We start from the raw sequence: 24,884 nt of genomic DNA, 5'->3' as shown, positions 1-24,884 counted from the left end.
GCGCCGGGCATCACGCCCACGAAATCAAAGGAAACGTCCGGGCCGTTGCAGCGGCCCGGGCGACGGACCCGAAGGGAGTCCTCGGTTCACATGGATGGATTTCTTGTAGTCGCCTTGGCCGTAGGCGTTGCGGCGCTACTTGTCGGAGCGGCATCGGTGGTTCTCGGCACCGTCACGTACCTGGAGCACCGCCGGTTCCTAAAGCGTTTGGGCGGGGGTCGACGCGGATGATCTCGTTCTCGGACATCGTGACGGGCTTGGCAGTCCTGAGCTTGGTGGTGGCGGTTGTGAACGCGTTTTTCGCGTCGGAGGCGGGCCGGGAGTTCTTGCATCGCCGGTTCATGCGGCGTCTCGCGCGGGAAAGGCGCCGCTTTGAGCGGTCGGAGGCTCGCTATGGCGCTCGCAGTCGTTGATTCAGTCCTCGAACCGGTTGACCCAGCGGGCTCGGAGCCAGTGCTGGTCGAGCCATTTGACGGCCCCGATGCGCCCCGTCGCATGTATGACCTTGGGGGGCTTCTCCCCATCGCTCATTCGCCGGTTGGGGATCGAGGCGAATGCGAAGACTTGGGCTCGGGCGATGCCGAATCTGTCTTTCCACGTGATGGTCAGCTCAGTGGAGTGGTTTGCGAGTTGGCCCCCCTCGGGGCGGACGGCGCCGGGCTGATAGGAGAAGCCTATGGTCTCGTCGGGCTTCATCGGTCCTTGGACGGTGTCGTTGATCCCAAGGAGATGGCGCGGGTCGACGTCGTGCTGGGCGCGGAGGGCATAGGCAGGGCCGTTGCCGATATTGGTCAGCACAAGCCAAGAGACCTGGTCGGCGGTGCCGGACGAGTTAGTGCCGTCGGCCGTGACCCCGTACACGATCTCGGCTGCGAACTCGGCTTGTTCCTTGAGCTGCGCGCGCCAATTGCCCCACGCGTTCCAGAGCCCTAGGGCGAGGCCCACGATGGCGATCGCGACGGTGATCAGGTCCTTGAGCTCGAACTGTCCGAACTTGGTCAGGTCCATCCGGGAAGTCCCCCCATTTGCTGTTGTCCCCACGAAGAAGGCCCCCAGCCGTTGCAGCGGCTGAGGGCTAAGGAAATCTCCCCACGAAAGGAAAAGTCCTGTGTCCATCGTACAGAACACCGTCCCGCGTCCGGGGCGTTGGATCACGGTTCCTGATGAGCCGAGGCCGTCGCGCTCCTCTCGCGAGCTGATTGGGCTCGCGGAGCGCGCGCTGCGCACGGGTCAGCCGAACCTGGCTGCCCTCTACCTCCGCCGCGCCGACGTCGCGAGTGACTACGAGCGGTTCGACCGGGAATTCGCGCTCGCCGTCTACCGGTATGGCGCACTCGTGGGCCCGCTGGTCCACGCCTACCGCCCCATCGTCCAGGCCGTTCAGAACGCGATTGAAGCTGTGGGCAGCGTCTTCGACGCGTTCGCCGGATCGCTCGTAGCGACGTGCGACGACTTCTCTCTCGCAGGTCCGGGGAAGGCGTCGTGAGCGCCGCGGGTCTCGTGTATGCGGCCATGTACGAGGTGGCCGACGTCGACACGGGCACGGCTGACCTCTTTGTCGAGGCCGAGCTCCGCTGGGTTGACGACGTCGTTGGGCTTGGCTGCCGCCCGACGGGCGAAAGCGAGCCGATTGTCATGGTCGCCGAGGTTGGCAACAGCCTCTGGGTTGAGGTCACCGCTCCCGTAAAGAGGATCGCCGGCAGCACGAAGCCCGACGGCGAGCTCCACGAGACGGCGGGGCCCAGCTGGCTGAAGGTGGTGGCGTGATGCGGAACCTGTACTTCGGGTGCTGGGACCGGGACGATCTTCACCCCGAGTCGAATGCCGAGCCGACGCCGTCGTCCGCCTTGGTGCCGTCGAGGCTCAAGACTGAGGAGTCCCGTCGTGCGGCGCTCCTGTCGGATGCAGTGAAGGCGGCGGAGCGGACCCGCGCGGCGCTGATCACCGTGCGGCAGTTCGACGGGACTGGAAACGCGATCCTCGCGGTGAATCATCTCCAGGGCTGCCATGGGGAGCTGCGGATGGCGATCCAGTCCCTGGTCTCGGACCTCGAGGGGGCGTACGAGCGGCTGCGCAGTGTCGCCCCGGGCGTCCGGGGCCCGGAGCCTGACGTCACGTTCGTCGATGAGATTTCCGCGGTGGCCAGTGAGCGGCCCGCGGAGCCCCTCTCAGAGCCCATCCCGGCGCCTTCCCCACTATCGGAGCCGCTGAAGCCGGAGCCGAGCGTGTCATCCGCCGGCGGCCGCATCTCGAGCGTGATCCTGGTGCCGGGTGTCCCGTCGCCGTCCGACGTCGCGAGGGCCAAAGAGGCGGCCCCGTCTCGGGCACTCCGGGCGAGGTGGGGCGCGTGAGTCGGCCGTATCGGGTGCGGAAGGACGCGACGATCCAGCCGATCGGGGAGCGGCCGCTGCGGCAGCGCGCGGCGCTGTCGTACCGGTCGGGCAAGCCGGCCGAGCTCGCGACGCAGTTGAAGGCGTATTGCCGGAGCGTGTGGCCGACGGCGGAGATCCGGATTGATCCGTCGCCGAAGCACATCGAGGCGAACGGGTCGACGAAGGCGGACGGGTCGATCTTCGTCAACGGTGTGGAGCGGGCGCATTACTTCTTGAACGACCCGGTCCCGGCCCAGACGGCGCAGGAGGGACTGCTGTGAGCTCCCCGTCCCGCGCGATCGCGCGGCGTCGCCGTCTCGCCTTCGTCTACACGCCGGTCTTCACGCTGGGCGCGTTCGTTGTCATCGCCGCGGCCGGGACCCTGAACGGAGCCTGGGCGTTCGGCGCGTTCCTCATGGCCGCCGCGGTCGTCGGCGTCGCCCTCGATCTGGAGAGGCCCACCGTGAACGAGAAGCCAGCCCAGCCCACGAAGGTCGATGTGTTCGATCTCGGCACCGGCCGAAACCCGGAGGCCGACGCCGCCCTGCTCCCGTTCCCCGAAGAGCGGTTCGATGACACCCCGCAGGGTGGCGACGCCGAGTTCGCGGCAGCGTCCGACGCCGCCCACGACGCGTACGACGCGGTCGGGGACGCGCTGGAGAACGGCGAGCTCGACCGCGCGGCCCATCATGCCCGGTTCCTGCTCGCGCGTATCCGACACCTGCAGACTCTCGATGCCCAGGAGGCACAAGCCAGATGACCACTTTCGAGACGATCGAGCTCGCAAGGCTCGAAGAGCATCCGAAGAACCCCCGGAAGGACCTGGGCGACCTAGCCGAGCTCGCGATGTCGATCCAGGCCAAGGGCATCGAGCAGGCCCTGACCGTGGTCCCGAAGCCCGGCCACCGGACGAAGTACCTCGTGCTGGGCGGTCACCGGCGCCGAGCGGCCGCGAAGCTCGCCAAGCTCCGCATGGTCCCGTGCATGATCCGCGACGACCTCACCACCGAGGCAGCACAGATCGAGTTCATGCTCGTCGAGAACGTCCACCGCCGCGACCTCACCGTCCTCGAGGAAGCCGAGGCCGTGCAGGGCCTGTTCGACCTCGGCCTCGACGAGGCGACGATCGCCGAGAACATCGGCCGCTCCCGAGAGCTCGTCCGCGGCCGAGCGAAGATCGCCCGCCTCGGCGACAAAGCCAAAGCCAAACTCGAGGACCGCACGCTCACGATCGAACAGGCCCTCGTCCTGACCGAATTCGAAGGCGACGAGGCGATCATCGCCCGACTCATCGAAGTCGCAGGGGACCACTGGAATTGGAAGCACGCCGTCGAGAACCACCGCACGGCCCGCGAGGTCCAGGCCAAGATCCCGAAGACGGTCGCCGCCCTGCGCAAGGCCGGCGCAGAGCTTCTCGAGAGCCGTCCCGACTGGGAAGAGATGCGCGACCAGCGCCTCGTGTCGACGGGCGACTGGAACGCGCGCAAGCACTTCGAGGATTGGACCGTCGAGCAGCACATCGCTGCCGGCCACAAGGCCGTCGTCGACCGGCAGTCAGGTGGGAACGTGAACTGGATCGCGCCCCGCCCCACGGAATGGGACGAGGCCGAGAAGGAAACCCCCGAACAGGCCGCAGCCAAAGAAGCCGAGGACCGGATTGTCGCGGGCCTCGAAGTCGCCGCCCACGTCCGCGACGAATTCGTTCGCGAAGCTGTCCTCTCGCCGCCGGCGACTCTCAAGGCATGGGCGAAGGGCCGCGACGTCGACGAGCTCATGAAGATCCTCGTCGAGGATCCGAACCCCTTCGCGCTCGCGGTCCTCGGAATCGAGTCCGGCAGCGACAGCCGCAAAGTCCTCCGCGAAAAGCTCTGCGGCCTCCCGGATGAGGCGCTCGCGGTGCTGCGGCATATCGCGAGGTTCGGGCGCCAGGAGAAGCAGCTCCGCGGCGAGGTCAGTTATGGCTCGCGTCTCGACGGGTGGGGCACAGGCATCTATTCGGGCGACTACTCGAAGAAGTGGCGCGAGACCCTCGAGAACGTCCTCGGATACGTCTGGTCGGACATCGAGAAGGAAGCCCTTGAGTACGTCGCCAAACGGGCCGCCCAGGACGCCGACGAGGACGAGAACTGGTGCGTCGACTGCGGCGAGGAGATCGACGGATGCGTCTGCTCGGAGACCGACGCCGAGGCCGAGATCGAAGGTGACGAGTCGTGATCCTTGACGTGAACACCCTCGATCTCCGCCGCGCGCTCCAGGCCTGCCTCCCGCACGTGGCGGACCCCGAGGCGTACCCGGCGCTCGCGGTTCTGCATTTCGTGGCCACGGACGAGAACCTGCTCGTCACCGGGGCGAACACGATCAGCCTCGGCCACGCAGTGGTGTCCATGTGGGACCACCGTGACCTGACCGGGGACCCGGACACGGACTGCTTCGACCTGTCCCCGGCCACCGCGAAGGAGCTCTTGACGGTGTTCAAGTCCGGCGGCACGTCCGCGTCGGAGGAGGGCGTGGGGGAGTGTCTGCGGATCACGGTCACCGAGGACAAGGTCAGCGTCTTGGACGTCTCGGGCCTGTTTCCGGGGAAGGCGTTCACGGTCCCGCGGGAGACGCGCGACGAGTACCGGGTCGGGTTTGCGCGGATGTTGCTCGAGTGCCTTACGGCGGATTCGGTGGTCCCGGCCCGCCTCGCGGTCGCCGGGGCGGTGGTGAGGTGGTTCACGACGGCGGCCCAGGCTTATCGGGCGCCGCTGATGCTGGAGCCGACCGCTGACGAGCGGCGCATCCTGATCTCCTGCGGCGACAGCTTCCTCGGGATCCTTATGCCGATCCGCTCCGGCGACGAGACGGAGATCGCCCAGGACGCCGTGATCGCCCGCCACGGCTGGATGCACCGCCTCGTCCCGCTCCGCGACCACGGGGCCGGGAAAACCCGGCAGGAGGCGCATTGACATGGCCCGGTCCGAGTACAAGCAGCGCGTGCTCAAGAAGTACCGGCACCTCATGCCGTTCAGCGCCAGCCACGAACGGACCTGGCCCCGCGCCGGCGTCCGCCGCAACCCCGAAGGCCTCTGGCAGCTCGTGATGTGGCTCGAGCCCGACGTCATGAGCGGCATCTACGCGGGCGTCTCGTTCAAAGACCGAGAAGAGGCAATCGAGCTCGGCGGGACCATCGCGGGCGCCCACCGCGCCGAGCGCAGGATCGAGGCCGTCGCATGACCCCCGACATCGAGCTCTGCGGCTCCTGCGGCGGCGTGATCAACCAGCAGACCGGCGAATGCAGGTGCTCCGATTGAGCACCCTGACCGACACCGAGCTCACGGCGTGGATCGTCGAGCTCCGACACAAGGCCACGGCCGCGCACCAGGCGGCCGCCGTCGCGACCGGCGACGAAAGTACCCGGACCATGCTCGCCACCGCCGCCGACATCGCCAGGCGCCGGGAGGAATTCGTGCGCTCGCGGGCGCTCGTCCGGTCCACGTGCTCCTGGTGCGACTCGATCGGCGAACTTTGCGATGAATGCAAGGGCCTGCCGGATGGTGCGTCCCGATGAGCACACGTGTCTCGATCACCTGCGAGGAGTGCGGGCACACGACGACCTCGAAATCGCGCGCGACCGCCGAGTATGGGCAGTCGCTGCACCGGTGCGCGACCGCCCTCGAGCGCAAGGCAAGGGCCGAGCGCGTCGCCGAACGCCGCATCCGCGAGGGCGTCAAACGGGAATGCCAGTGCAAGCGCGCCCGGCACGAGCACGGCACACGCACCATGTACGTCCGGGACAAGTGCCGATGCCGGCCGTGCACGGACGCGAACCTCGCGGCCGAACGCGCCCGCGCGCGGGCCAAGCTCTACGGCCGGTACGACTGCGGCCGCGTCCCGGCCGCGCCCGTGCGCGAACACGTTCAGGGACTCATGGCCGCAGGGATCGGCATCAAACGCGTCTCGGCCTTGTCCGGCGTCTCGACAGGGACACTGTCGAAGCTCCTCTACGGCGTGCCATCGAAAGGCATCGGCCCCCGCGAGCGGTGCCAGCGAGACGTCGCCGACCGGCTCCTCGCCGTCGCGCTCGGGACAGCGGCCTTAGCCGACGGGGCCCTGGTCGACGCGACGGGCACGCACCGGCGCCTCCAGGCCTTGGTCTCGATCGGGTACAGCGTCAGTCGGCTCGGCGAGATGCTCGGCATAGACCGGGCGAACATGGCCGGCCCCATCGGCAGGCATCCCCAGGTCACGGCCGCAACCGCGAGGAAGGCCGCAGCCCTGTACGAGCGCCTCTGGAACGTCCCCCACGAACCCGAGGGCCACTTCGAGCGGATCAGCGCCAGCAGGGCCCGCAACCACGCCGCAGCTCGCGGCTGGGCGCCGCCCATGGCGTGGGATGACGACACGATCGACGACCCGGCCGCCTCGCCCACCGGGACCGAGCAGACGATGAGGACAAGTGCGCACACGTCCGAGCTCGTCGAGGACATCGAGCACATGCTCACCACGGGAGCCAGCCCCGAAGAGGTAGCCCACCGGACCGGCCGCAACCCGCGCGACCTCGACCGGATCCTTTACCGCGCAGGCAGGCGCGACCTCGCCACATGGCTGCGCACCGGAGAACAACCAGCCACCTACCAGAGACAGGACGCAGCATGACCAAGATCAAGTGCACCTTCAACGACACCACGATCGACCTGAGCTACCACGACGGTCCGATCGGCGTCCACCTGCTCGAGGACGCGTCCATCAATCCCCGCGGGGACGTCACCGCCGAGTTCGACGCTGAGGAGGTCTACAAGGCGCTCAACGTCGTACCGAGGAGGGATTTCGACGCTGCCGTCAGTGCTGCCGTGACCGAGGCCCTCATCGTGGAGCAGCGCGCGCAGGCGGTTCCCCAGGAAAGCGCGATCGCTCGAATCGTCGAGATTGTGGTCAACGAGGATCTCGAATACGAGACGGCAGCAGCCTCATACTTCGCGATAGAGGCGATCGTGAAGGAGAACTTCATGCCGTTCCGCCTGCCAGACATTCTCGGAACGCCGTTCAGGGCAGAGACCCGCGCGACAGGAACGACCGCCTACTTCACTACTCTGACCGGGTTTACGAAGCCTGTTTACGCTGCCGAATCTGCAGCAGAGAAACGCTGGTACACGGGCGCCGAAGTGATGAACCTTTTCACCGGCCACCGCTTTGTGGACGACGGTGATGAGTAAATGGCGAACGACAAAACAAGAGCGCTCGTAAACAGGGAGATTCAGGAGGACCAGACGGATGCCGTGGCTGAAACAGAGCGATGCTGCGGCGAATCATCCGATCGTCCTCAACGCCCTAGAACTGCCGGAGGCTGATGACCGGATCCTGAACGAGCTGTTCGGGTTCGTCGCCCGGTGCGCTACGCAATGCGCAGCGCACGAGTTCGACTACGTCGTCACGGTGGGAACCGCGCGCGCTCTCGCGGGCTCGCATTCCCGGTACCTCGAGCTTGCGGCCGCGGCCAAGCGTTGCGGGTACTGGTTCGAGACGACGATCCGGGATGAGGACGGCACGGAGCGGCCGGCGTGGAAGCTCGTCGAGGACGAGGATCTGTTCCACATGATCCTCAAGGCTGAGCGGGCGTGGACGAACCAGCGCAAGAAGGACGCCCGGGACCCGTCTCTTACGGTTCCGGTCCGTCTCCGCGACGGCGACGCGTGCCGCTACTGCGGCAAGACGGTGTCGTGGAAAGACCGTCGCTCGGGCCGATCCGGCACCTACGACCATGCAGACCCGGGCAAGGCCGCGACCTTTGAGACGTACGTCGTCTCGTGCCGCGAGTGCAACGGGCGGCGCCAGGACGACGCTGACCGGGTGTGGAAGACGATCCCGGCCCCAACCGAGCCCCTGTACGGGCCCGAGACGACTGACTTCCTCGCCGGCCACGGCGTGGACGTCGAACCGACCTACACCAGACCAGCTCCCGCGCAGGCCAACGGCATGGGCAGCGCGGACGCGATCGAGGCGACGGAAGCAGCACCCGGCCCGATCACGCCCGCGCCACCCATCCCGGGCCCAGCGGTCGAGCACCCGGAGGCGACGGAAGCAGCACCCGGCCCGGGCAAGAGCGAGGCGACGGAAGCATGTCCGGCCTCGAATGCGGCGACGGAAGCAGTGCCCGGCCGCGCGGATCTGGCAGGTTCGGGCAGATCGGAGGTGTCCCGGACCAAGCCGCGTCGGGACGGGACGGGTCAGGTCGAGTCTGGTCTGGATGGGAAGGGGAGGAGCCCAGCTCGCTCTCAGGGGCGCACCGGAAGACGTTCTAGGCCTAGATCGAGGAGGAAGAAGTGACAGGGGCGGTGAGGCTTCCTGCCAACTGGTGGTTAGCCAAGAAGTACCCGCATGTGGTGGACGGCCGTGTCCGGATGGTTCCGTACGAGCTGGCACGCCGGCTTGTTCGGTTCTCGGGCTGGTGCGTGACCGATCACGAGGACGGACCGGTGCAGGCCGAGCGCGGGTCGTGGCTGTGTTGGCGGTGCCGGGACGACGTCCAGACGGCGCTGATCGGCATCGGGCGTTCGTGGCCGGCTCTCCAGGACTTGCTGTATCCGTCGAAGACCGGCGGTCAAGTCGGGGGCAAGAGCGTGGATCCGGCGGTGCCGGTGGAGCTCGCGACCGTAGACATCACGGTGAAGGTCGAGGCGGCGGTCTCGGCGCTCGCGTCTCACTTCCTTGAGGACCGGCCGGATCTTAGGATCGCGAGTGGCAAGGACTCGGGAGCTGTCGCGGGGGAGATTGGGCGATGGCATTTGTCTTGGCTGACCACGCACCCGCAGCCGCGATTCACGGCCGACAGCTTGGTCGAGGTCTGGGAGGCGTGGCGGTCGATCCCGCGCGCGGCCGGCCGACTCGACAGCGTTCCGCCCGTGGACCGATGGATCGAGCATGCGAGAGCGCGCCGTGGTTAGGCCGTCGGCGTGGGTTGACATTGAGTCTGTGCGACTTCTCACCGGGTGGTCGGCCAGGTGGATCCGCGAGGTCGCGAAACGGGATGGCTGGCGATCGGCCAAAGGGAGCAGGCCGCGGCTCTATCTGCTCTCGGACGTCGTGGCATCTTGTCCCGGGCACAAGGCGAATACCGTTGAACGACACTTAGCGAAAGTTCATGCCCGGATCAGGCCTCTAGCCCGGTTGCCGGCGCGATGATTGTGTCCACACTCGAAGTACCAATGCAAAGGCGGAGCGATGATCAATAGCGAACTGGCACATGTGTGGATGCCCTCGACCGACGGTCAAGCGAGCCGATGCCAAGTCTGCGGAGTCCCTTATGCGCGAGACCTCAACGCGGGCCGGGAATGCCCCGAGGCTGCGACGGCCGCCGGGTGCACCTGCCAGTGGAACTTCACCGATGAACGGAAGACCGATCCCATTCGCACCCCACGCGAAGCCTGCGTTGTCGCGCACAGCGATTGACGACACGCCCGGAATCGAGAGTTGCCGAGGAATGGTACTTGACGCGCTGTAACTTCGATTTCGATGGTGGTGCAGTGTCACCGCGGGAGGCCCGGCCGGTTGGTCCGGGCCTTCGGCATGTCCGGGAGGTGGCGCGATGGCTCGCCTGTCGGAGTGGGATCCGAGGCGGGGCAGGAGCGGCAGGCCGTGGCTTCGGCTCGTCGCGCTTCATTGTCCGCCCGGCTCGGTGTGCGCGTGGTGCGGTGAGCCGATCGAGTTCGGGCTGAGGCCGCGCCACCCGCTCGGGCCGTCGCTTGACCACATCGTGGCGCTCGCCGACGGCGGCCACCCGACAGCGCCGTGGAACCTGCAGCCCATGCACCTCGGGTGCAACGCCCGCAAGGAGAACGCGCGCCGGCGGGCCGCCCGGAAGAATGCCCGCGAGCCGCAGCCGCGGCCGGCGTCGAGGCTCCGGCCCGAGCCTCGCCCTGAGAGCGGCCGGGTTTTTTAGGAATCCGCCGCGCGGAAGACCCGCGCGTCTTCCAAAATTTCTCCCCCCGAATTATCCGGGGTAGCGCCCTCGCGAAGAGGGTAAATTCGACCGCGCTCGCCCCGCCCAGATGCCCTTTGAATTCGACGAAAAGCTGCATCGTTCTCGTCGAAACTCGATCAAGGACGGGGGTAGTCGTGGATAACTCGTCAGAAGTCGGCCCGATCCCATACCGCCACGGCAAAGCAGGCGCCTCCCCGACCGGATATCGGAAGGGCTGCCGCTGCGCGGACTGCCGGCGCATCCACTCGGAAAAGATGAAGGCCTACCGCCTCGCGAAGAAGCTCCGGGAAGGTGGCGGCGAGCTCTCGGCCGAGGCTCTCGCGCCCATCGACCTCTCACCGTCGTCGACGGCGATCTCGTGGGATGCCGAGGCGGGCCCGATCGAAGCGACGCTGTCCCGCGAGCTCGAGGCGATGCAGTTCGCGGACCCGCCGTTCAGGGAGACGCTGATCGTGCTGGCGAAGTACGACGCGCGAGTGCTCGACCAGATCCCCCGCCTCGAACGGCTGGACCTGATCAGCGGAATGCAGTCCCGGCTGTTCAACGTCTTCGACCGGCTGCGCCGCGTGAATGCCCCTGTGGGCGCAGCAGACGGCGCGGAGGCGTTCCTGCAGTCCCTCGGGATGCCGGAGAGTGACTGAGGCCCACAACCCGGCGCCAGCCTGGTTCACGCCCCGCAACCCGTCGCGTCAGACCCTCGGGCCGGCCGTCGGCAAGGTGATGACGGCGTTCCGGAATTCGCCGATGCCGTGGCAGCGGGATTTCCTCAATGTGCTGTGCGAAATTGACCCCGCAACGGGCCTCTTTTGGTATTCGAAGGGAATTCTGATCCTGCCTCGCCAGGGCGGAAAGACTTCGACGTCGCGCGGGAAGATGACGCACCGGGCGTTGACGACTCCCGACGGGTACATGCTGTACACGGCGCAGGATCGGAACAAGGCGCGTCGGCGGCTCGAGCGGAATTTCTACAAGCCGCTCATGGGCTCGCCGATGAAGGCGTTCATGGGGAAGCCGCGTTGGCAGGCCGGATCCGAGGCACTGCGGTGGAAGAACGGGGCCGAGCTCGGGATCGATGCCGCCGGCCAGAAGACCGGCCACGGCGACACGCTCCACGAGGCGCACATCGACGAGGCGTATGCGCACCGGGACAACACGATCGAGGGCGGCATCGGCCCGGCGATGGCGACCGTCCCGGGCGCGCAGCGTCTGGTGATGTCGGCGGCGGGGAACTTGAACTCGGAGTACCTGCTCGCCCAGCGCGACCTCGGGCGGGCCCTGGTCGAGTCGGGGCGCGAGTCCCGGACGCTCTACTGGGAGTTCAGCTCGCCAGTCGGCGCGGACCCGCACGACCCGGCGACCGCCCTCCTGGGGCACCCGGCGATCACGCACACGATCGCCCTGGACTGGGTCATGAACGAGATCATGACCGCCGACGACCCGGCCGAGGCCTACCGCGCGTACTACGGGTGGTGGCCGGAGCGGAAGGCAGCGGCCCGCACGATCCCGATCGCCGCATGGGAGGACTGCTATATCGGCCAGGACGACCTGAGCTGGGACGGGATGCCTTTCTGGGCGGTCGACACGAGCCCGGAGCGGGATTTCACCTCGATTGCGATGGCCGCGAAGTCCACCGACCCGGAGGCGACCTGCTACCTCGAGGTGTACGAGCGCCAGCACGGCACCGCCGACGTCGTCCGCACAATGGTCGACCTCCGCACGCGGGTAGGCGGGAACCTCGTCGCGCTCGACGGCAACGGCGCGGCCAAGACCCTCGCCCCCGATCTGGAGGCCGAGGGCTTCACAGTGGTCAAGGCCCCCGGCCCTGCCCGCGTGGACGCCTGCGGCGGCCTGTACGACGACATCCTCACCGCCAAGGTGCACTTCATGTCCGATCCGGTCCTGAACGACGCCGCCGCGGCGGTGGTCAAGCAGGGCGTGGGCGGGCGTGCGTGGATCTGGGCCAGGAACAAGCAGCTCGAGGACATCAGCGCGCTCTACGCCGTGACCTTCGCCCGGTGGCTCTTCCGAGAGCGGCACGAGGACGACTACGACCTGGCCGACTCAGTCGGCTGAGGCAACTGGAAAGGAGGAGCCGTGTTCCTGTTCATCCTTACCACCGTGCTCGACCTCCTCGGATCCCTCCTGGTCATCGCAGCCGCGGCGCTCGCAGCCGCTGCGCTCGCGGGCCCCGAATGGGGCCTCGCCGCCAGCCTCGGAACGGCCGGCGTCGGGATCATCGCGGCGTCGTGGGTCTTCGATCGGCGGCGCGGATGAGCCTGTTCCGGCAGAAGCGGGACTTCGGGCCGCCGGAGCTGATCTGGAACGGGATGCCTCAGCGCTCGCCGGGCCGGCCGAACCACATGCCCGTGACCCGCGAGACGGCCCTCAAGCATTCGGCGGTGTGGGCATGTCTGAACCTGCGCGCGAGCCTGATCTCCACGATGCCAATCGACGTCTTCCGCCGCTCCGGCGGGCTCGACAAGGAGATCAAGAAGCCGGACGTCCTGGTCACCCCGTGGACCTACGCCGAGGGCCAGCCGGTGGACGTCACCGAGTGGCTGTACGGGTCCCAGTACGACCTCGACCGGGGCGGGAACGCCTTCGGGCGGATCGCGGCATGGGACGGCTTCGGGAACCCGTCCCTGATCCAGCCTCTGCCGCTTGAGGAAGTCACCGTCTCGGTGAAGAACCGGCGCATCGACCATTACAAGGTCGGGCAGGAGGAGCTGAAGCCGTTCGAAGTCTGGCACGAGCGGCAGTTCACGCTCTCGGGCGTCCCGGTCGGGCTGTCGCCGATCGCGTACGCGGCGGCTTCGATCGGCGGTTACCTCTCGGCCCAGCAGTTCGCGCAGGACTGGTTCGGCAACGGCGCCCGCCCGGGGTCGATCTTGAAGAACACGCAGAAGACGTTCAAGAAGGGCGAGACGCAGGTCGTCAAGCGCCAGTTCATGGCGTCGGTGCAGAACGGCGAGCCGTTCGTCACAGGCTCGGACTGGGAATACAAGATGATCAACGGCAACGCGGCCGAGACGGCGTTCATCGAGTCCCGCGAGTTCGGCATCACGGACGCCGCGCGGTTCCTGGGCGTCCCGGGCGACATGATCGACGCCCCGGCAAAGGGCTCCAGCGTGACGTATGCGAACGTCACGCAGCGGAACCTGCAGCTGCTCATCATCAACCTCGGTCCGGCGATCGCGCGCCGCGAGCGGGCGCTCTCCCGGCTCGTGCCGTCGCAGCAGCACGTGAAGCTCAAAACGGACGCGATCCTGCGCATGGACCCGGAAACCCGGCAGCGGGTCATCAAGTCCCGCATCGACTCGCGCACGCTCGACGTCGACGAGGCCCGCGAGCTCGAGAACCTGCCCCCGCTCACCCAGGCGCAGAAGGACAAGTTCAAGGAGCTCTTCACGAAGTACACCGACGCGCTCAAGGAAGACGAGCAGCTACCCGAAGGAGGGGACCCGGCATGAACATGCTCGAAGCGGCCCAGAAGCGCGCCCAGGGCGTCCGCGCGTCCGCCGACCGGCCCTCGCAGCGTCGGTGCACGGAAGCGCCCGGCAGCGGCCCGCGTGTGGCCGTGCGGATGCAGCGGATCGAACTGCGCGAGGCCGGCGACGCGGGCGGCGGGCTCGGGTTCTCCGGGTACGCCTCGGTCACGGGTGTCGGGTACGAGATGTGGGACATGTTCGGCCCCTATACGGAGGTCGTCTCGGCCGGCGCTTTCGGTCCCTCGCTCGCGAGGGCGGACCTCGACGTGCCGCTGGTGATCCAGCACGACGGCATCCGCCGGATCGCCCGGACCACGAACGGCACGCTGCTCCTCGCCGAGGACGACCACGGGCTCTCGGTCGACGCGCCGAGCCTCGACCCGGACGACGTCGACGTGCAGTACATCGTCCCGAAGCTCCGTTCGGGGCTCATCGACGAGATGAGCTTCATGTTCCGCATCACCGCAGGGGAGTGGTCCCCGGACTGGACCGAGTTCCACGTCAACGAGGTCGACATCCACCGCGGAGACGTCTCGATCGTCTCCTACGGCGCGAACCCGGCTACCGCGGGTTCGGGCCTCCGCTCGGCGAATGACCTCGCGTCGTTCGTCCGCGGCCTGAGCGTCGCCGAGCAGCGCGAGATCGCTGCCCTGGTCGCCCACGCCGCCCCCAAGACCGGCGCCGACCTCATCACCGATGAGGACGTCCGCCTGCGCCGCGTCCGCCTCTGAGGACACCGGCGCATCACCCGAGAGCTTCGCGCACTTCCGACGCCCGCGCCGCGCTGCGGCCTGGCCTGGGCGGGATGCCTGTCGCAACGGGGCCACCAAATCACCCCCACCTATCCCGCGCGACACCGGCGGGAGGAAGGAGCTCTGCCATGGACATGGCCCAGCTCATCGCGCAGCTCGAGGGGAGCATCGTCTCCAAGCTCGAGGAGCGCAACAAGAAGTCCACGGAGCTCGCCGAGCTCCGCTCCGCCGCAACGGTCGACGAGCCGCGCGTGAACCAGCTCCGCGCCGAGAAGCAGGACCTGGACGACGAGATCGACGCGCTCCAGGTCCGGGTCGCGGAGCTCAAGCTGGAGAAGAACCGCGACGACACCGCCGAGCGGCTCTCCCGGGAGATGATCCCGCAGGGCCAGCGCCGCTCCTACGACCAGGTCATCCGCACCGGCGACACGAACGAGCCCCGCACCTACACCAGCGAGTCGGCGAAGCGTGGCGTGTCGTTCTTCGGCGACGCCTACGCGCACCGCGAGCACGGCACCAACGACCGGATCATGCGCCACGCCGCCGAGGTCGAGTTCCATGGCGAGATGTCCCAGCGCGCCGTCCAGACCTCGGGGTTCGCGGGCCTCGTGATCCCGCAGTACCTCGTCGATCTCGCCGCGCCGAAGATCCAGGCAGGCCGCGGCATCGCGAACGCCGTCACGCGCCTTGAGCTCCCCGAGCAGGGCATGTCCCTGATCATCCCGAAGGGGCAGGTGGCCGCGACCGAGGACGTCCAGGCCACGGAGAACTCGTCCGTGTCGAACACGGACGAGTCGTGGACGAACGTCACCGTCCCCGTCGTCACGATCGCGGGCCAGCAGGACGTCTCGCGCCAGCTCCTCGAGCGCGGCGCCGGCGTCGACGCCCTGATCTACCTTGACCTTGCTCGCGCCTACGGGGCGCGGCTCGGCAAGCAGGTCATCAACGGCTCGGGCCTCTCCGGCCAGATGCTCGGCATCCTTAACACCGCCGGCATCGCGGCCGCGGCCGCGTTCGGCACGGCGGTCGACGCCGCGAAGTTCGGAACGAAGGTCGCCGGCGCGAACACCTCGGTCGCGTCCGTCGGGGACGGCATCGCCCCGGACGTGCTGCTCATGCACCCGCGCCGCTGGGGCTGGCTCACAACCCTCAATGACACGACCGGCCGCCCGATCGTCACCGCGAACACCGTCACGAACTTCAACATGGTCGCCGTCGGCGCCCAGGCCGGCGACGACTTCGCGAACGCCCCGGTCAAGGTCGCAGGTATCCACAACTCTGGCCTGCCGATCATCACCGACGTCAACGTCCCGACCACCATCGGGACGAACAACGAGGACGTCGTGATGTCCCTCGACGTCGACGAGCTCATCCTCTGGGAAGAGGGCGACGGCATGCCCCGCCAGCTCCGCTTCGAGCAGACGACTGGCGGCAATCTGACCACGAAGCTCGTCGCCTACGGCTACGCGGCATTCACCGCCGGCCGCTACCCCGAGGCGGTCGCCAAGTTTGGCGGCCTCGACACCGGCGCCGGAAACGGCCTCATCGCCCCGACGTTCTAGCCGGGCAACGGCGCGCGGGCCCCGCACCACGCGGGGCCCGCGTGCCCCCAAACCCCTTCAGCTTCCAGAGGAGCCGAGATGGACGACCAGTACCAGGAAGAGATCTACGACAACTACCGCCGCCTCCACGACGAGCACGGCGAATCGTGGGAGTCAATCGCCAAGCGCGTCGAAGCCCAGAACGACACCAAGCTCGCCGCGTGGCTGCGCTCGCAGGACGCCGCCGAGGCCCCCGAGGGCACCGAGCCCGCCGCGCAGGTCCAGGGCCGCCGCGCGCTCAAGGCCGAGACGGCCGACGCATCCGCGGGCGAGACCGCTGCCGCAGACGGCGCCGCGGCGGCCGAGGCAGCAGCGGGGGCTGAGGCGTAGCAGTGGCCTCCGTCGACCTGGGGGCGACCACCGTCCTCGAATGGGACTCGATGCCCTCGGGCGACGCGCCCTCGCTCTCAATCGTCCAGCCGGATGGCACGAGCGTCGCGGCCCTGGCCGCGCCCACGGGCCCGACGACGGCGACAGCACCGTTCACTCCGACCATGCCCGGCCGCCACCTCGCCCGGTGGACGGCTTTCACCATGGACGGCACGACGGGCGCGCACGTCGACGTCCTCGACGTGTGGCCGCTCGATCCGCTGTTCATCATCCCCGCGCAGGAGATGGTGAACGGGCTCAACGCCCATCACGCCACCCCGGATCAGCTCGAGGACATGCGCCTGTTCGTCGCCGCGGCGACGCCAGTGATCGAGGACATCGTCGGGCCCGTGGTGCACCGCGAGTTCACCCAGAAGTTCGACGGCGGCATGTACGCCGTCGTCCTGAAGTACAAGGCGGACGCCGTCGTGGGCGTGACGGAGCTCGGGACTGCGCTCGCGGACTTCGTGTTCGACGACGAGGCTTCGATCGTCTACGCGGGCCGGCAGCTCGCTCCGCGGCTCTTCATGCCCGGGGTCGCCGCCGTCGTGGTCACGTTTACGGCCGGCTACACGGTGATCCCGGCGAATATCCGTCTCGCGACCCGCGAGCTGGTCCGGCACTGGTGGCAGATCGGGATGCAGATGGCCGGCGGCAGCGTCCGCGGCCAGGCGAGCTCCGATGACGTGTTCACGCCGTCGGGGTTCGCGGTCCCGCGCAGGGTCATGGAGCTCTGCACCCCTCACGAGGGACATGGGGGCTTCGCGTGACCAGCACCATCACCGCCGCGCTCGCGGCCAAGACGGGCCTGTACGAGCTCGTCAAGCGGGTCATGGCCGCGGGCACGGACACGCAGAACGTCTATGTCGTCCCGGGAGCGATCGGCACCGACCTTCCCGACGACATCATCAGCCTCGGCAAGTTCCGCGTCACCCAGGAAATGGCCGGGATGGGCTTGATGCGCCCGCGCGAGGAGACGATCACGCTCGAGGTCGTCTTCTCCTGCCTCAAGGGCGGCGGCGACGAGGTCGAGCTCCTCTCGCAGCAGAGGGCCCTGGACCTGCTCGGCATGGTCGAGCGCGAGGTCCGCATGAATGACCCCGTGCTTGGCGGCGCTGTGCGCCAGTGCTTCCTCACCGACATCGAGTCCGACGGCGTCACCCCGGAGGACTACAAGAAGGCCGGCCGCGGCGTCGACGTGATCGCGACCTTCACCGCCCAGAACCGCGTCAGAGGCTAAGGAGGCCCCGACATGCGCATCAAGAACATCAGCCCGTACGGCGCGCTCGACGTCCCGATCCTGCGCCGCCCCGTCGACGCGGGGGAGTCCGTCGACGTCGACCCCGAGCACGCCGAGGCGCTGCTCGCCCAGGACGAGAACTGGGCGCCCGACGACGACGCCGCACGCGCCATCTTCGCGGCCCTGGAAGGCGTCGACGAGGGACAGAGCAACCAGACTGCACCCGAGGCCTCCGGTCCGGGTGATGACGTTTCCGCAGGTCAGCAGTGGGAGGCCGACGGCGGAGCCGCACAGCGCGAAGGGGGTGAGGGTCAGTGACTTCGCAGGACACCAGCGTCGGCATCGGCCGCGAGTCCGTCTACGGCACGGGCGTCACCCCGACGGCGTTCCTCGAGTACCTCACCGAGACGTTCGACTGGAAGCCGGAGTTCAAGCAGGGCCAGGGCCTGCGCGTAGGATCCCGCTTCGGCCGGGCGAACCGCCGCGTGCTCGTGAAGCAGTCTGCCGAGGGCGACCTCGAGTGCGAGCTCGTCACCAAGGGCCTCGGCAAGCTCTTCGAGGCATGGCTCGGCTCCGGCGTCTCGACGGCCGTCCCCGGCCAGACGGGCGTGTTCCAGCAGCTTTACACTCCGGCGGCGCAGGACGTGGCGACCTCCTACACGATCCAGAAGGGTCTCCAGTTCATCGGCGGGTCGGCGGCCCAGCCCGAGACGTTCCGCGGCGGCGTGTGCACCTCGGGCGAGCTCACGGCCGCGCTCGGGGACATCGTGAAGCTGAAGACGTCCTGGAACTTCCGCGACGTCGACACCGCGACCGCGTACGCGGCCCCGTCCTACGCCTCCGGCGCCGAGCTGCTCAGCTTCGTGCATGGCGCGATCACGGTCGGCGGAACCGTGACAATGCCGACGAGCACGGCACTTGCGACGGGCGGCACGACCCCGGCGGCGATCATCAGGGACTTCAGCTTCTCGCTGGACAGCAAGATCGACGACGGCGGCTTCGGGTTCGGCTTCGGCGGCAAGCGCGGCCGCAAGCCGGTGTTCGGGGCGGTCGCCGAGGGCAAGGGCAAGCTGACCGTCGAGTACTCGGACAACGTGCTGCGCGACGCCTACCTGAACCAGTCGGACCTTGCGCTCACGCTCACGTTCAAGACCTCGACCGTGATCGGCACCTCGGCGAACCCGACGGTCCAGGTCGTCCTGCCGGATATCCGCCTCAACGGCGAGATCCCCAAGACGAACGGCGGCGCCCCGGTGAACCAGTCGGTCGACTTCGACATCCTCGACGGCCTCGTGGCCGGGTCGCAGATCTACATCGCGGTCGTCACCACCGACACCGCGATCTAGGCCGATGGCCGACGAGGTCAAGATCGCCCTCGCCCCTGAGAGCCTCGCGCTGATCCGGCGTATGGCGAAGGAGGCCGAGCCGACCCTGCGGCGCGAAGTGAACCGCACGCTCCGCGGCTCGGGGTCGGCCGCTGTGGCCGCCGTCAAGGCGGCGGTCCTTGGGGACAAGCCGCCGAAGGCGAATCAGCGTTCCAAGGCCGCGACCCGGCTGCGCGGCGCGCGGTACGGGGCGGGGCGCTCGCAGGACGTGCTCCGCAGAGGCATCGCCGGCGGCGTCGCGGTCCGGGTCCGGGGCGGGAAGTACCCGGGGATCCGGATCGTCTCCACCGACACGAAGCTGTCGGATCAGAAGAAGGCCATGAACAGGGTGTACCGGCTGCGGAACTTCCGGCACCCGGTGTTCGGGTCGAAGAGGAAATGGGCGGCCCAGCACGGCAAGGACTTCTTCTACGGCCCGATCCGGGCCAAGGAGGACGAGTTCCGCCAGGCCGTCCACGAGGCGCTGCAGCAGGCAGCGGAGAAGCTCGGAGGAATCAGTTGAAGTTCAGGCTCAGGGACAGGGAATACGACCTGCAGGCGGCATTGGAGCGGCCCACGCTGCTCCTGCTCCGCGAGATGAAGATCCGCACCGGATATGGCATGAAGGCCATCCGGGACATGGCCCCAAGGTTCCAGAAGACCATGGGCGCAGCCGAGGGCCTCACCGACGAGCAGAAGGAAGAGCTGTTCATCGAGGCGATGGACGACCCGGACTTCCTCGGCGTGTTCATCGCGATGATCTGGCTCGCCCGCCGGCATGCGGGGGAGCAGCTCAGCTTCGACGAGGCTGCCTCGTTCGAGTTCGACGAGCTCGAGATGGTCGCGGACGAACAGGACCCAAAAGAGGAGGTCCCGGAGCCGGCCCCCGTGGACGTCGAGGCCGCGGCGGCGCGTCCCGCCCGGTCCAGCACATCGAGGACATCGAAGAGAGCGTCTTCGCGAACATCCTCCTGATCTCCCACCTGTGGCCCGGAATCGGGCCGCACAACGTCTGGGACCTCACCTACGACTTCTGGCTTCTGTATGTCCGCGCCGCGGACGACCACCGCAAGGAGCAGGCCAAGAACAGGGGGTAGGCGAGAGTGTCCGCTGCGCAGCTGTTCTTCGACATCTTCGGCCGCGACAAGGGCGTGGGGAAGGTGTTCGAGGAGGTCTCGAAGAAGGCCACGGGGTTCGGGTCCACGCTCGGTGGCTCGGCTCTGAAGGCTGGCGCCGCGATCGGCGGGATCGGCGTGGCCATGACCGGCGTCATCGCCGGGATCGCGGCCAAGGGCGGCATTGACCGGGCTCTGGCGATCGAGAACGCGCAGGCGAAGCTCCTCGGGCTCGGGAACTCGGCCGACACCGTGAAGGCGATCATGGGCAACGCCCTCGCCTCGGTGAAGGGCACGGCGTTCGGGCTCGGCGATGCGGCCACGGTCGCGGCATCGGCTGTCGCGGCTGGCATCAAGCCGGGCGCGCAGCTCGAGGGCGTCTTGAAGACCGTCGCGGACACGGCGACGATCGCCGGGGCCTCGATGTCGGACATGGGCCTGATCTTCGGCTCGGTCGCCGCGCGCGGCAAGCTCCAGGGCGACGACCTGATGCAGCTGCAGGCCCGCGGGGTGCCGGTGCTGGCGTTCCTCGCCAAGCACTACGGGATCACCGCGGCCGCGGCCTCGGACATGGTCCAGTCGGGCAAGGTCGACTTCGCCAACTTCAACGCGGCCATGCAGGAGAACCTCGGCGGCGCGGCCCTGAAGTCGGGGGACACCTTCCAGGGCGCGATGGCGAACATCCGGGCCGCCCTCGGCCGGATCGGCGCGAACTTCGCCACCCCCTTCCTGAAGGCGGCCACGGCCGTGTCGCCGTCGGTCATCGCGATGCTGGACAAGATCGGTACCGCAGCCGCGCCCATCGTGACCCAGCTCGCGGCTCTGGTCTCGGCGAACATCCCGAAGATCACGGCGTTCTTCGACGGGCTCACCGCAAAGCTCGCGGCCCTCGGCGCCCGCGGGATCGATCTGTCGTGGCTGGAGAAGCTCGGCCCCCTGATCGCGCCGCTGTCTGGGGCGCTGCTCCCGCTATTGGGCAAGCTGCCCCTCATCGGTGCCGCGTTCGCCGGAATCAGCGGCCCCGCGGGGATCGTCGCCTCGGTGTTCTTCGTCCTGCTCGAGCGCAGCCCGCTCCTGAAGGACGTCCTCGGCAAGCTATTCGACGGCGTCGCCGCGGTCCTGCCCTCGGTCGTGGAGGGCTTCACTGGGTTCATGGGGGCCCTGGACAAGGTCCCCGGGCTCGTGAACGCCCTCGGAGCCGGCGTGGGAGTGTTCATCGCCCTCTCCGCCGCGATCGCCGCGATCAACGTCGCGACCGGGATCTGGAACGCGCTCATGGCAGTGAACCCGGTCACGTGGGTCATCCTCGGGATCGCGGCGCTGGTCGCCGCGATCGTGCTCCTGGTGGCGAACTGGGATACCGTCGTGAGGTTCCTCTCGGATGTGTGGGGCGGCTTCGTCGGCTGGCTTCGGGATATCACGGGCAGCGTCGGAGCGTGGTTTGCCGACGTCTGGAACAGCGTTGCGGGCGCCGTCTCGGGTGCGTGGAACGGCATCGTCACGGCCGTGACAGACGCGATGGCGTGGCTGTGGAGCACGATCGTCGCCGGGTTCACCGCCGAGTGGAACTTCATCGTCGGCATCGTTCAGGCGATCGTGCAGCCGATCGTCGACGCCTGGAACTGGGTCTACAGCCTCGTCTCGGACATCCTGCGTTCGTTCTGGGCTGTCCACGGTGAGCAGCTCACCGCGATCTGGAACACCGTCACCTCGGTGTTCGCCGGGATATGGTCGACGATCACCGGGGTGTGGAACGGGATCGTCTCGGCGGTCTCGGGCGCGGTGTCGTGGCTGTGGCAGGTCGTCTCGGCGGGATTCACCGCCGAGTGGAACTTCATAAGCGGCATCCTCACCACGGTATGGGGCTTCGTTTCCGGGGTGTGGAACGGGATCGCCGCCGCGGTTTCCGGGGCGGTCGGCGCCGTGTGGAACACGGTCGTCGCCGGGTTCTCGGCGGCCTGGGGCTTCATATCCGGAGTGTTCAACCAGGTCGCCGGATTCATCGGAAGCGTCTGGGGCACCATCGCCGGCACCGTCTCAGGGGCGGTCGGCCAGGTCGTCGGCGTGTTCACGGGGATGTGGAACCGGATCACCGGAATCTTCAACGGGGCGGTCGGCTGGTTCGCCGACATCGGCCGGAACATGATCCAGAGCCTCATCGACGGCGCGGGAGGGCTGCTCCGGAACATCGGGCAGTTCTTCCTGAACATGGTCCCGGGCTGGATCGTCGAGCCGTTCAAGCGGGCCCTCGGGATCGCGTCCCCGTCGAAGGTGTTCCGCGGGTTCGGAAAGAACATCGGCGAGGGCCTGATCCTCGGCATCTCCGACACCGCCTCGGCAATCGATGACCGCATGTCCACCCTCGTCGGCCCGCCGTCTGCCCCGTCCGGGTTCAGCTCCTACGCGAGCGCTGACCCGCAGCTCGGCGAGAAACTCGACGCGCTCCTCGAGCTGCTGCGCACGCAGCGGCCAGTCCAGGTGAACCCGGCGCCGGGGATGTCCGAGGAGAACCTCGGGCGGATGACGGCCGAGCAGCTGATGTGGAGGTCGTGAATGCCGCGCACCGCGACTGTCGGGGGGATCTCGTTCGCTGCCACGGGCTGGACGCACCCGGACGGGTGGACGGTCTGGCTGGACAACAACGCCGAGGGGTGGGACGACGGCGTCGGGGTCCGGCGCGAGCGCCCGAAGCGGCTCCGGCAGCACGGGGAGTTCACCGAGCCCGGCTACAGGGACGGGCGACTGGTCACGCTCGAGGGCGACGTCACGGCCCCGTCGGAGGCGGCCGCGGCGGGGGCGAAGCTCGCCCTTGCCGCGCTGCTCGCCGACGGCGGCCAGGACACCCTCACCGTGGTCGACACCGCACTGCCGACCATGTCCGCGCTCGCGGACCTCGCGGACGCGCCGAAGATCCGGCACAAGAACGACACCACGCTCGAGTACCAGATCCACCTCCACTGCCCGGACCCGCGCAAGTACGGGGCCACGGTTTCGGCGACCACGGGCGTCCCGGTGCCCGGCGGCGGGATCACGTACCCGCTGTTCAGCCCGTCCCCGCCCGGGCTGCTCGACTTCGGCCAGCCCGGCTACCCGGGCACAGCCACGGTGGCGAACACCGGCAAGGCCGCCACCCCGCCGCGCTTCACCATCACCGCAACGACGATGCCCAGCGGGTTCACCATCACGGACGTCGGCGCTCGCAGGCGGCTGGTGTACACGGGCGCGATCGGGGCGGGCGACTCGCTCAAGCTCGATGCGCGCAGCGGCTCGGTGCTCCTGAACGGGTACGCAGACCGCGGTTCCCTCCTCACTGTACGGGAGTGGACCCGCCTCGCCGCTGGTGCCTCCGGCACGTGGCTGTTCGAGGCGGCCGGGTCGACGGGCGCGCAGCTTCTCGTGGAGGCGGATCCGGCATGGTGGTAGCGGACAGCTACAGGGTGTTCGTCGGGGAGACGGTCACGGGCCGGATCACGGCGGACCTTCCGGCCGAGTCCATCAAGTGGGGCGTGCGCCTGAACGACGCCGGCCTCGTGGAGGCCACGGTCCGTGCGGACGCGCTCGAGCTCGCCCAGAGCGACATCGCGGCCGCGACGGCCCCGAAGCGGATGTTCCTGGGCATCGACTTCGGCGGCACAATCCTCGAGGCGGGCCCGATCTGGAAGCGGAAGTACAACTGGGAGACCGGAACCCTCACCGTCACCGGGGCCGGGATCTGGTCGCTCCTGGACAAGGTCAAGGCCCTGAACTGGGCCCAGATCCTCACCGGGACGGCGGTGACCAGGACCGCGATCGACCTCACGAACCTCACGCTTGCCTCGATCGCCCGCGAATTCGTGAGGATCCCGATCCAGACGAACCCCTCCAATCCGGGCCTTCCGATCGTCCTGCCGGCGCTCGTCGCCGGCACGAGCGAGCGGCATGTGAAGGGCTACGAACTCCAATGGGTGGGCGACCTCCTGCGGAACCTCACCAAGGTCGACAGCGGCCCGGACATCGCCTTCCGCCCCCGCTACAGCGCGACGGACGCGACGAAGGTCGAGTGGCCCATGGTCACCGGGACAGACGCCGATCCGCTCCTGCACCAGACGGGCGCGGACTGGATCTGGGACCCCGCCGTCGACCAGTCCGGCGTCGTGATGCTCGACACCGAAGAGGACGCATCGAAGATGGCCGACCAGGTGTGGCAGCCCGGGGCAGGATCCGAGCTGACCATGAAGCTCGCCACGGCGGCGGACACGACCCTGATCACGACGGCAGGCTACCCGTGGACGGAGGGCGACGTCGCGATGAAGGACGTAGAGGACCTGACCGTGCTGCAAGGCCACGCGAACGCCGGCCTGACCAAGGCCAAGCGCCCCGTCTCCCCGTGGGGCGTCACGGTCCGCGCCGACGTCGCCCCGGCCCTCGGCTCGTACAGCCCGGGCGACTTCGCCCAGCTGAACATCCCCCGGGGCCACCCCCTGATCGGCCAGGGAATGCAGCGCGTGCGGATCATGGCGGTCGACGGCGACGGCTCCCTCGAGGCGACGATCACCCCCGCGCCGATTGTCTCCACGCTCGGCGCGACCGCCTATGGCGCCTCCCGGATCGAGGGCGGCGTCAGGGCCGACCTGTGAGAGGAGA

At 68.4% G+C, this 24,884-nt stretch carries 31 protein-coding genes; 30 read left to right on the top strand and 1 reads right to left on the bottom strand.

Going from position 1 to position 24,884, the window contains the following annotated elements; genetic code table 11:
• Positions 1–414: 414 nt before the first annotated feature.
• Positions 415–1,008: a hypothetical protein gene (locus SPF06_RS07175; RefSeq protein ID WP_323278344.1), complete on the bottom strand. Its 594-nt coding sequence runs from the start codon at positions 1,006–1,008 to the stop codon at positions 415–417.
• Between the two features lie 100 nt (positions 1,009–1,108).
• Here SPF06_RS07175 and SPF06_RS07170 point away from each other — a divergent pair, with 100 nt between their 5' ends.
• The 30 genes from SPF06_RS07170 to SPF06_RS07025 all read left to right on the top strand — a co-directional run bounded on the left by SPF06_RS07170 (position 1,109) and on the right by SPF06_RS07025 (position 24,877).
• Entirely contained in the window at positions 1,109–1,486 is a 378-nt protein-coding gene (locus tag SPF06_RS07170) for a hypothetical protein (RefSeq protein WP_323278343.1), read from the top strand.
• Positions 1,483–1,767, top strand: coding sequence for a hypothetical protein (locus SPF06_RS07165; protein ID WP_323278342.1), 285 nt, complete (start codon positions 1,483–1,485; stop codon positions 1,765–1,767). Before SPF06_RS07170 ends, SPF06_RS07165 begins: the two co-directional genes overlap by 4 nt.
• Complete coding sequence (locus SPF06_RS07160; RefSeq protein WP_323278341.1) at positions 1,764–2,351, top strand: hypothetical protein; 588 nt, start codon at positions 1,764–1,766, stop codon at positions 2,349–2,351. The genes SPF06_RS07165 and SPF06_RS07160 overlap by 4 nt, the downstream gene beginning before the upstream one ends.
• Positions 2,348–2,653 carry a hypothetical protein gene (locus SPF06_RS07155; RefSeq protein ID WP_323278340.1) on the top strand — a complete coding sequence of 102 codons (306 nt, stop codon included), beginning with the start codon at positions 2,348–2,350 and terminating at the stop codon, positions 2,651–2,653. Before SPF06_RS07160 ends, SPF06_RS07155 begins: the two co-directional genes overlap by 4 nt.
• Positions 2,650–3,132: a hypothetical protein gene (locus tag SPF06_RS07150; RefSeq protein WP_323278339.1), complete on the top strand. Its 483-nt coding sequence runs from the start codon at positions 2,650–2,652 to the stop codon at positions 3,130–3,132. The genes SPF06_RS07155 and SPF06_RS07150 overlap by 4 nt, the downstream gene beginning before the upstream one ends.
• Entirely contained in the window at positions 3,129–4,586 is a 1,458-nt protein-coding gene (locus SPF06_RS07145) for a ParB/RepB/Spo0J family partition protein (RefSeq protein ID WP_323278338.1), read from the top strand. The genes SPF06_RS07150 and SPF06_RS07145 overlap by 4 nt, the downstream gene beginning before the upstream one ends.
• The gene (locus tag SPF06_RS07140; RefSeq protein WP_323278337.1) at positions 4,583–5,320 is read left to right on the top strand and encodes a hypothetical protein; all 738 of its coding nucleotides are present in this window, start codon (positions 4,583–4,585) and stop codon (positions 5,318–5,320) included. The genes SPF06_RS07145 and SPF06_RS07140 overlap by 4 nt, the downstream gene beginning before the upstream one ends.
• Before the next feature lies 1 nt (position 5,321).
• Positions 5,322–5,588 (top strand): hypothetical protein, encoded by a 267-nt coding sequence (locus SPF06_RS07135; RefSeq protein WP_323278336.1) that lies wholly within the window; start codon positions 5,322–5,324, stop codon positions 5,586–5,588.
• 73 nt (positions 5,589–5,661) lie between these two features.
• Entirely contained in the window at positions 5,662–5,922 is a 261-nt protein-coding gene (locus tag SPF06_RS07130) for a hypothetical protein (protein WP_323278335.1), read from the top strand.
• The gene (locus SPF06_RS07125; RefSeq protein ID WP_323278334.1) at positions 5,919–7,010 is read left to right on the top strand and encodes a hypothetical protein; all 1,092 of its coding nucleotides are present in this window, start codon (positions 5,919–5,921) and stop codon (positions 7,008–7,010) included. Before SPF06_RS07130 ends, SPF06_RS07125 begins: the two co-directional genes overlap by 4 nt.
• The gene (locus SPF06_RS07120) at positions 7,007–7,567 is read left to right on the top strand and encodes a hypothetical protein (RefSeq protein ID WP_323278332.1); all 561 of its coding nucleotides are present in this window, start codon (positions 7,007–7,009) and stop codon (positions 7,565–7,567) included. The genes SPF06_RS07125 and SPF06_RS07120 overlap by 4 nt, the downstream gene beginning before the upstream one ends.
• A 58-nt stretch (positions 7,568–7,625) precedes the next feature.
• Complete coding sequence (locus SPF06_RS07115) at positions 7,626–8,678, top strand: HNH endonuclease (RefSeq protein WP_323278331.1); 1,053 nt, start codon at positions 7,626–7,628, stop codon at positions 8,676–8,678.
• A 125-nt stretch (positions 8,679–8,803) separates the two neighbouring features.
• Positions 8,804–9,295 (top strand): hypothetical protein, encoded by a 492-nt coding sequence (locus tag SPF06_RS07110; RefSeq protein ID WP_323278330.1) that lies wholly within the window; start codon positions 8,804–8,806, stop codon positions 9,293–9,295.
• A gap of 641 nt (positions 9,296–9,936) precedes the next feature.
• Positions 9,937–10,290, top strand: coding sequence for an HNH endonuclease (locus SPF06_RS07105; RefSeq protein WP_323278329.1), 354 nt, complete (start codon positions 9,937–9,939; stop codon positions 10,288–10,290).
• A 296-nt stretch (positions 10,291–10,586) separates the two neighbouring features.
• Positions 10,587–10,973: a hypothetical protein gene (locus SPF06_RS07100; protein WP_323278328.1), complete on the top strand. Its 387-nt coding sequence runs from the start codon at positions 10,587–10,589 to the stop codon at positions 10,971–10,973.
• Complete coding sequence (locus tag SPF06_RS07095) at positions 10,966–12,405, top strand: hypothetical protein (RefSeq protein ID WP_323278327.1); 1,440 nt, start codon at positions 10,966–10,968, stop codon at positions 12,403–12,405. Before SPF06_RS07100 ends, SPF06_RS07095 begins: the two co-directional genes overlap by 8 nt.
• Before the next feature lie 21 nt (positions 12,406–12,426).
• Entirely contained in the window at positions 12,427–12,606 is a 180-nt protein-coding gene (locus SPF06_RS07090) for a hypothetical protein (RefSeq protein ID WP_323278326.1), read from the top strand.
• Positions 12,603–13,802: a phage portal protein gene (locus tag SPF06_RS07085; protein ID WP_323278325.1), complete on the top strand. Its 1,200-nt coding sequence runs from the start codon at positions 12,603–12,605 to the stop codon at positions 13,800–13,802. The genes SPF06_RS07090 and SPF06_RS07085 overlap by 4 nt, the downstream gene beginning before the upstream one ends.
• Positions 13,799–14,551, top strand: coding sequence for an HK97 family phage prohead protease (locus SPF06_RS07080; RefSeq protein WP_323278324.1), 753 nt, complete (start codon positions 13,799–13,801; stop codon positions 14,549–14,551). Before SPF06_RS07085 ends, SPF06_RS07080 begins: the two co-directional genes overlap by 4 nt.
• Positions 14,552–14,700: 149 nt before the next feature.
• Entirely contained in the window at positions 14,701–16,134 is a 1,434-nt protein-coding gene (locus SPF06_RS07075) for a phage major capsid protein (RefSeq protein ID WP_323278323.1), read from the top strand.
• A 78-nt stretch (positions 16,135–16,212) separates the two neighbouring features.
• A complete protein-coding gene (locus SPF06_RS07070; protein WP_323278322.1) occupies positions 16,213–16,503 on the top strand; it encodes a hypothetical protein in 291 nt (96 codons plus the stop codon).
• A 2-nt stretch (positions 16,504–16,505) separates the two neighbouring features.
• Positions 16,506–17,312 (top strand): hypothetical protein, encoded by an 807-nt coding sequence (locus tag SPF06_RS07065; RefSeq protein WP_323278321.1) that lies wholly within the window; start codon positions 16,506–16,508, stop codon positions 17,310–17,312.
• On the top strand, positions 17,309–17,782 hold the full coding sequence (locus SPF06_RS07060) for a hypothetical protein (protein WP_323278320.1): 474 nt from the start codon (positions 17,309–17,311) through the stop codon (positions 17,780–17,782). Before SPF06_RS07065 ends, SPF06_RS07060 begins: the two co-directional genes overlap by 4 nt.
• A 12-nt stretch (positions 17,783–17,794) precedes the next feature.
• A complete protein-coding gene (locus SPF06_RS07055) occupies positions 17,795–18,100 on the top strand; it encodes a hypothetical protein (RefSeq protein ID WP_323278319.1) in 306 nt (101 codons plus the stop codon).
• On the top strand, positions 18,097–19,128 hold the full coding sequence (locus SPF06_RS07050; protein WP_323278318.1) for a phage tail tube protein: 1,032 nt from the start codon (positions 18,097–18,099) through the stop codon (positions 19,126–19,128). Before SPF06_RS07055 ends, SPF06_RS07050 begins: the two co-directional genes overlap by 4 nt.
• Positions 19,129–19,132: 4 nt before the next feature.
• Positions 19,133–19,669 (top strand): hypothetical protein, encoded by a 537-nt coding sequence (locus SPF06_RS07045; RefSeq protein ID WP_323278317.1) that lies wholly within the window; start codon positions 19,133–19,135, stop codon positions 19,667–19,669.
• Positions 19,666–20,121, top strand: a complete 456-nt coding sequence (locus SPF06_RS07040) for a hypothetical protein (RefSeq protein ID WP_323278316.1) — start codon at positions 19,666–19,668, stop codon at positions 20,119–20,121. The genes SPF06_RS07045 and SPF06_RS07040 overlap by 4 nt, the downstream gene beginning before the upstream one ends.
• Positions 20,122–20,249: 128 nt before the next feature.
• Complete coding sequence (locus SPF06_RS07035) at positions 20,250–22,814, top strand: phage tail protein (protein WP_323278315.1); 2,565 nt, start codon at positions 20,250–20,252, stop codon at positions 22,812–22,814.
• Entirely contained in the window at positions 22,815–23,684 is an 870-nt protein-coding gene (locus tag SPF06_RS07030; protein WP_323278314.1) for a phage distal tail protein, read from the top strand.
• On the top strand, positions 23,675–24,877 hold the full coding sequence (locus SPF06_RS07025; RefSeq protein WP_323278313.1) for a hypothetical protein: 1,203 nt from the start codon (positions 23,675–23,677) through the stop codon (positions 24,875–24,877). Before SPF06_RS07030 ends, SPF06_RS07025 begins: the two co-directional genes overlap by 10 nt.
• Positions 24,878–24,884 lie beyond the last annotated feature (7 nt).

Source organism: Sinomonas terricola, from assembly GCF_034931225.1.
GTDB classification, from domain to species: domain Bacteria; phylum Actinomycetota; class Actinomycetes; order Actinomycetales; family Micrococcaceae; genus Sinomonas; species Sinomonas terricola.
This window is presented reverse-complemented; position numbering and strand designations above follow the sequence as displayed.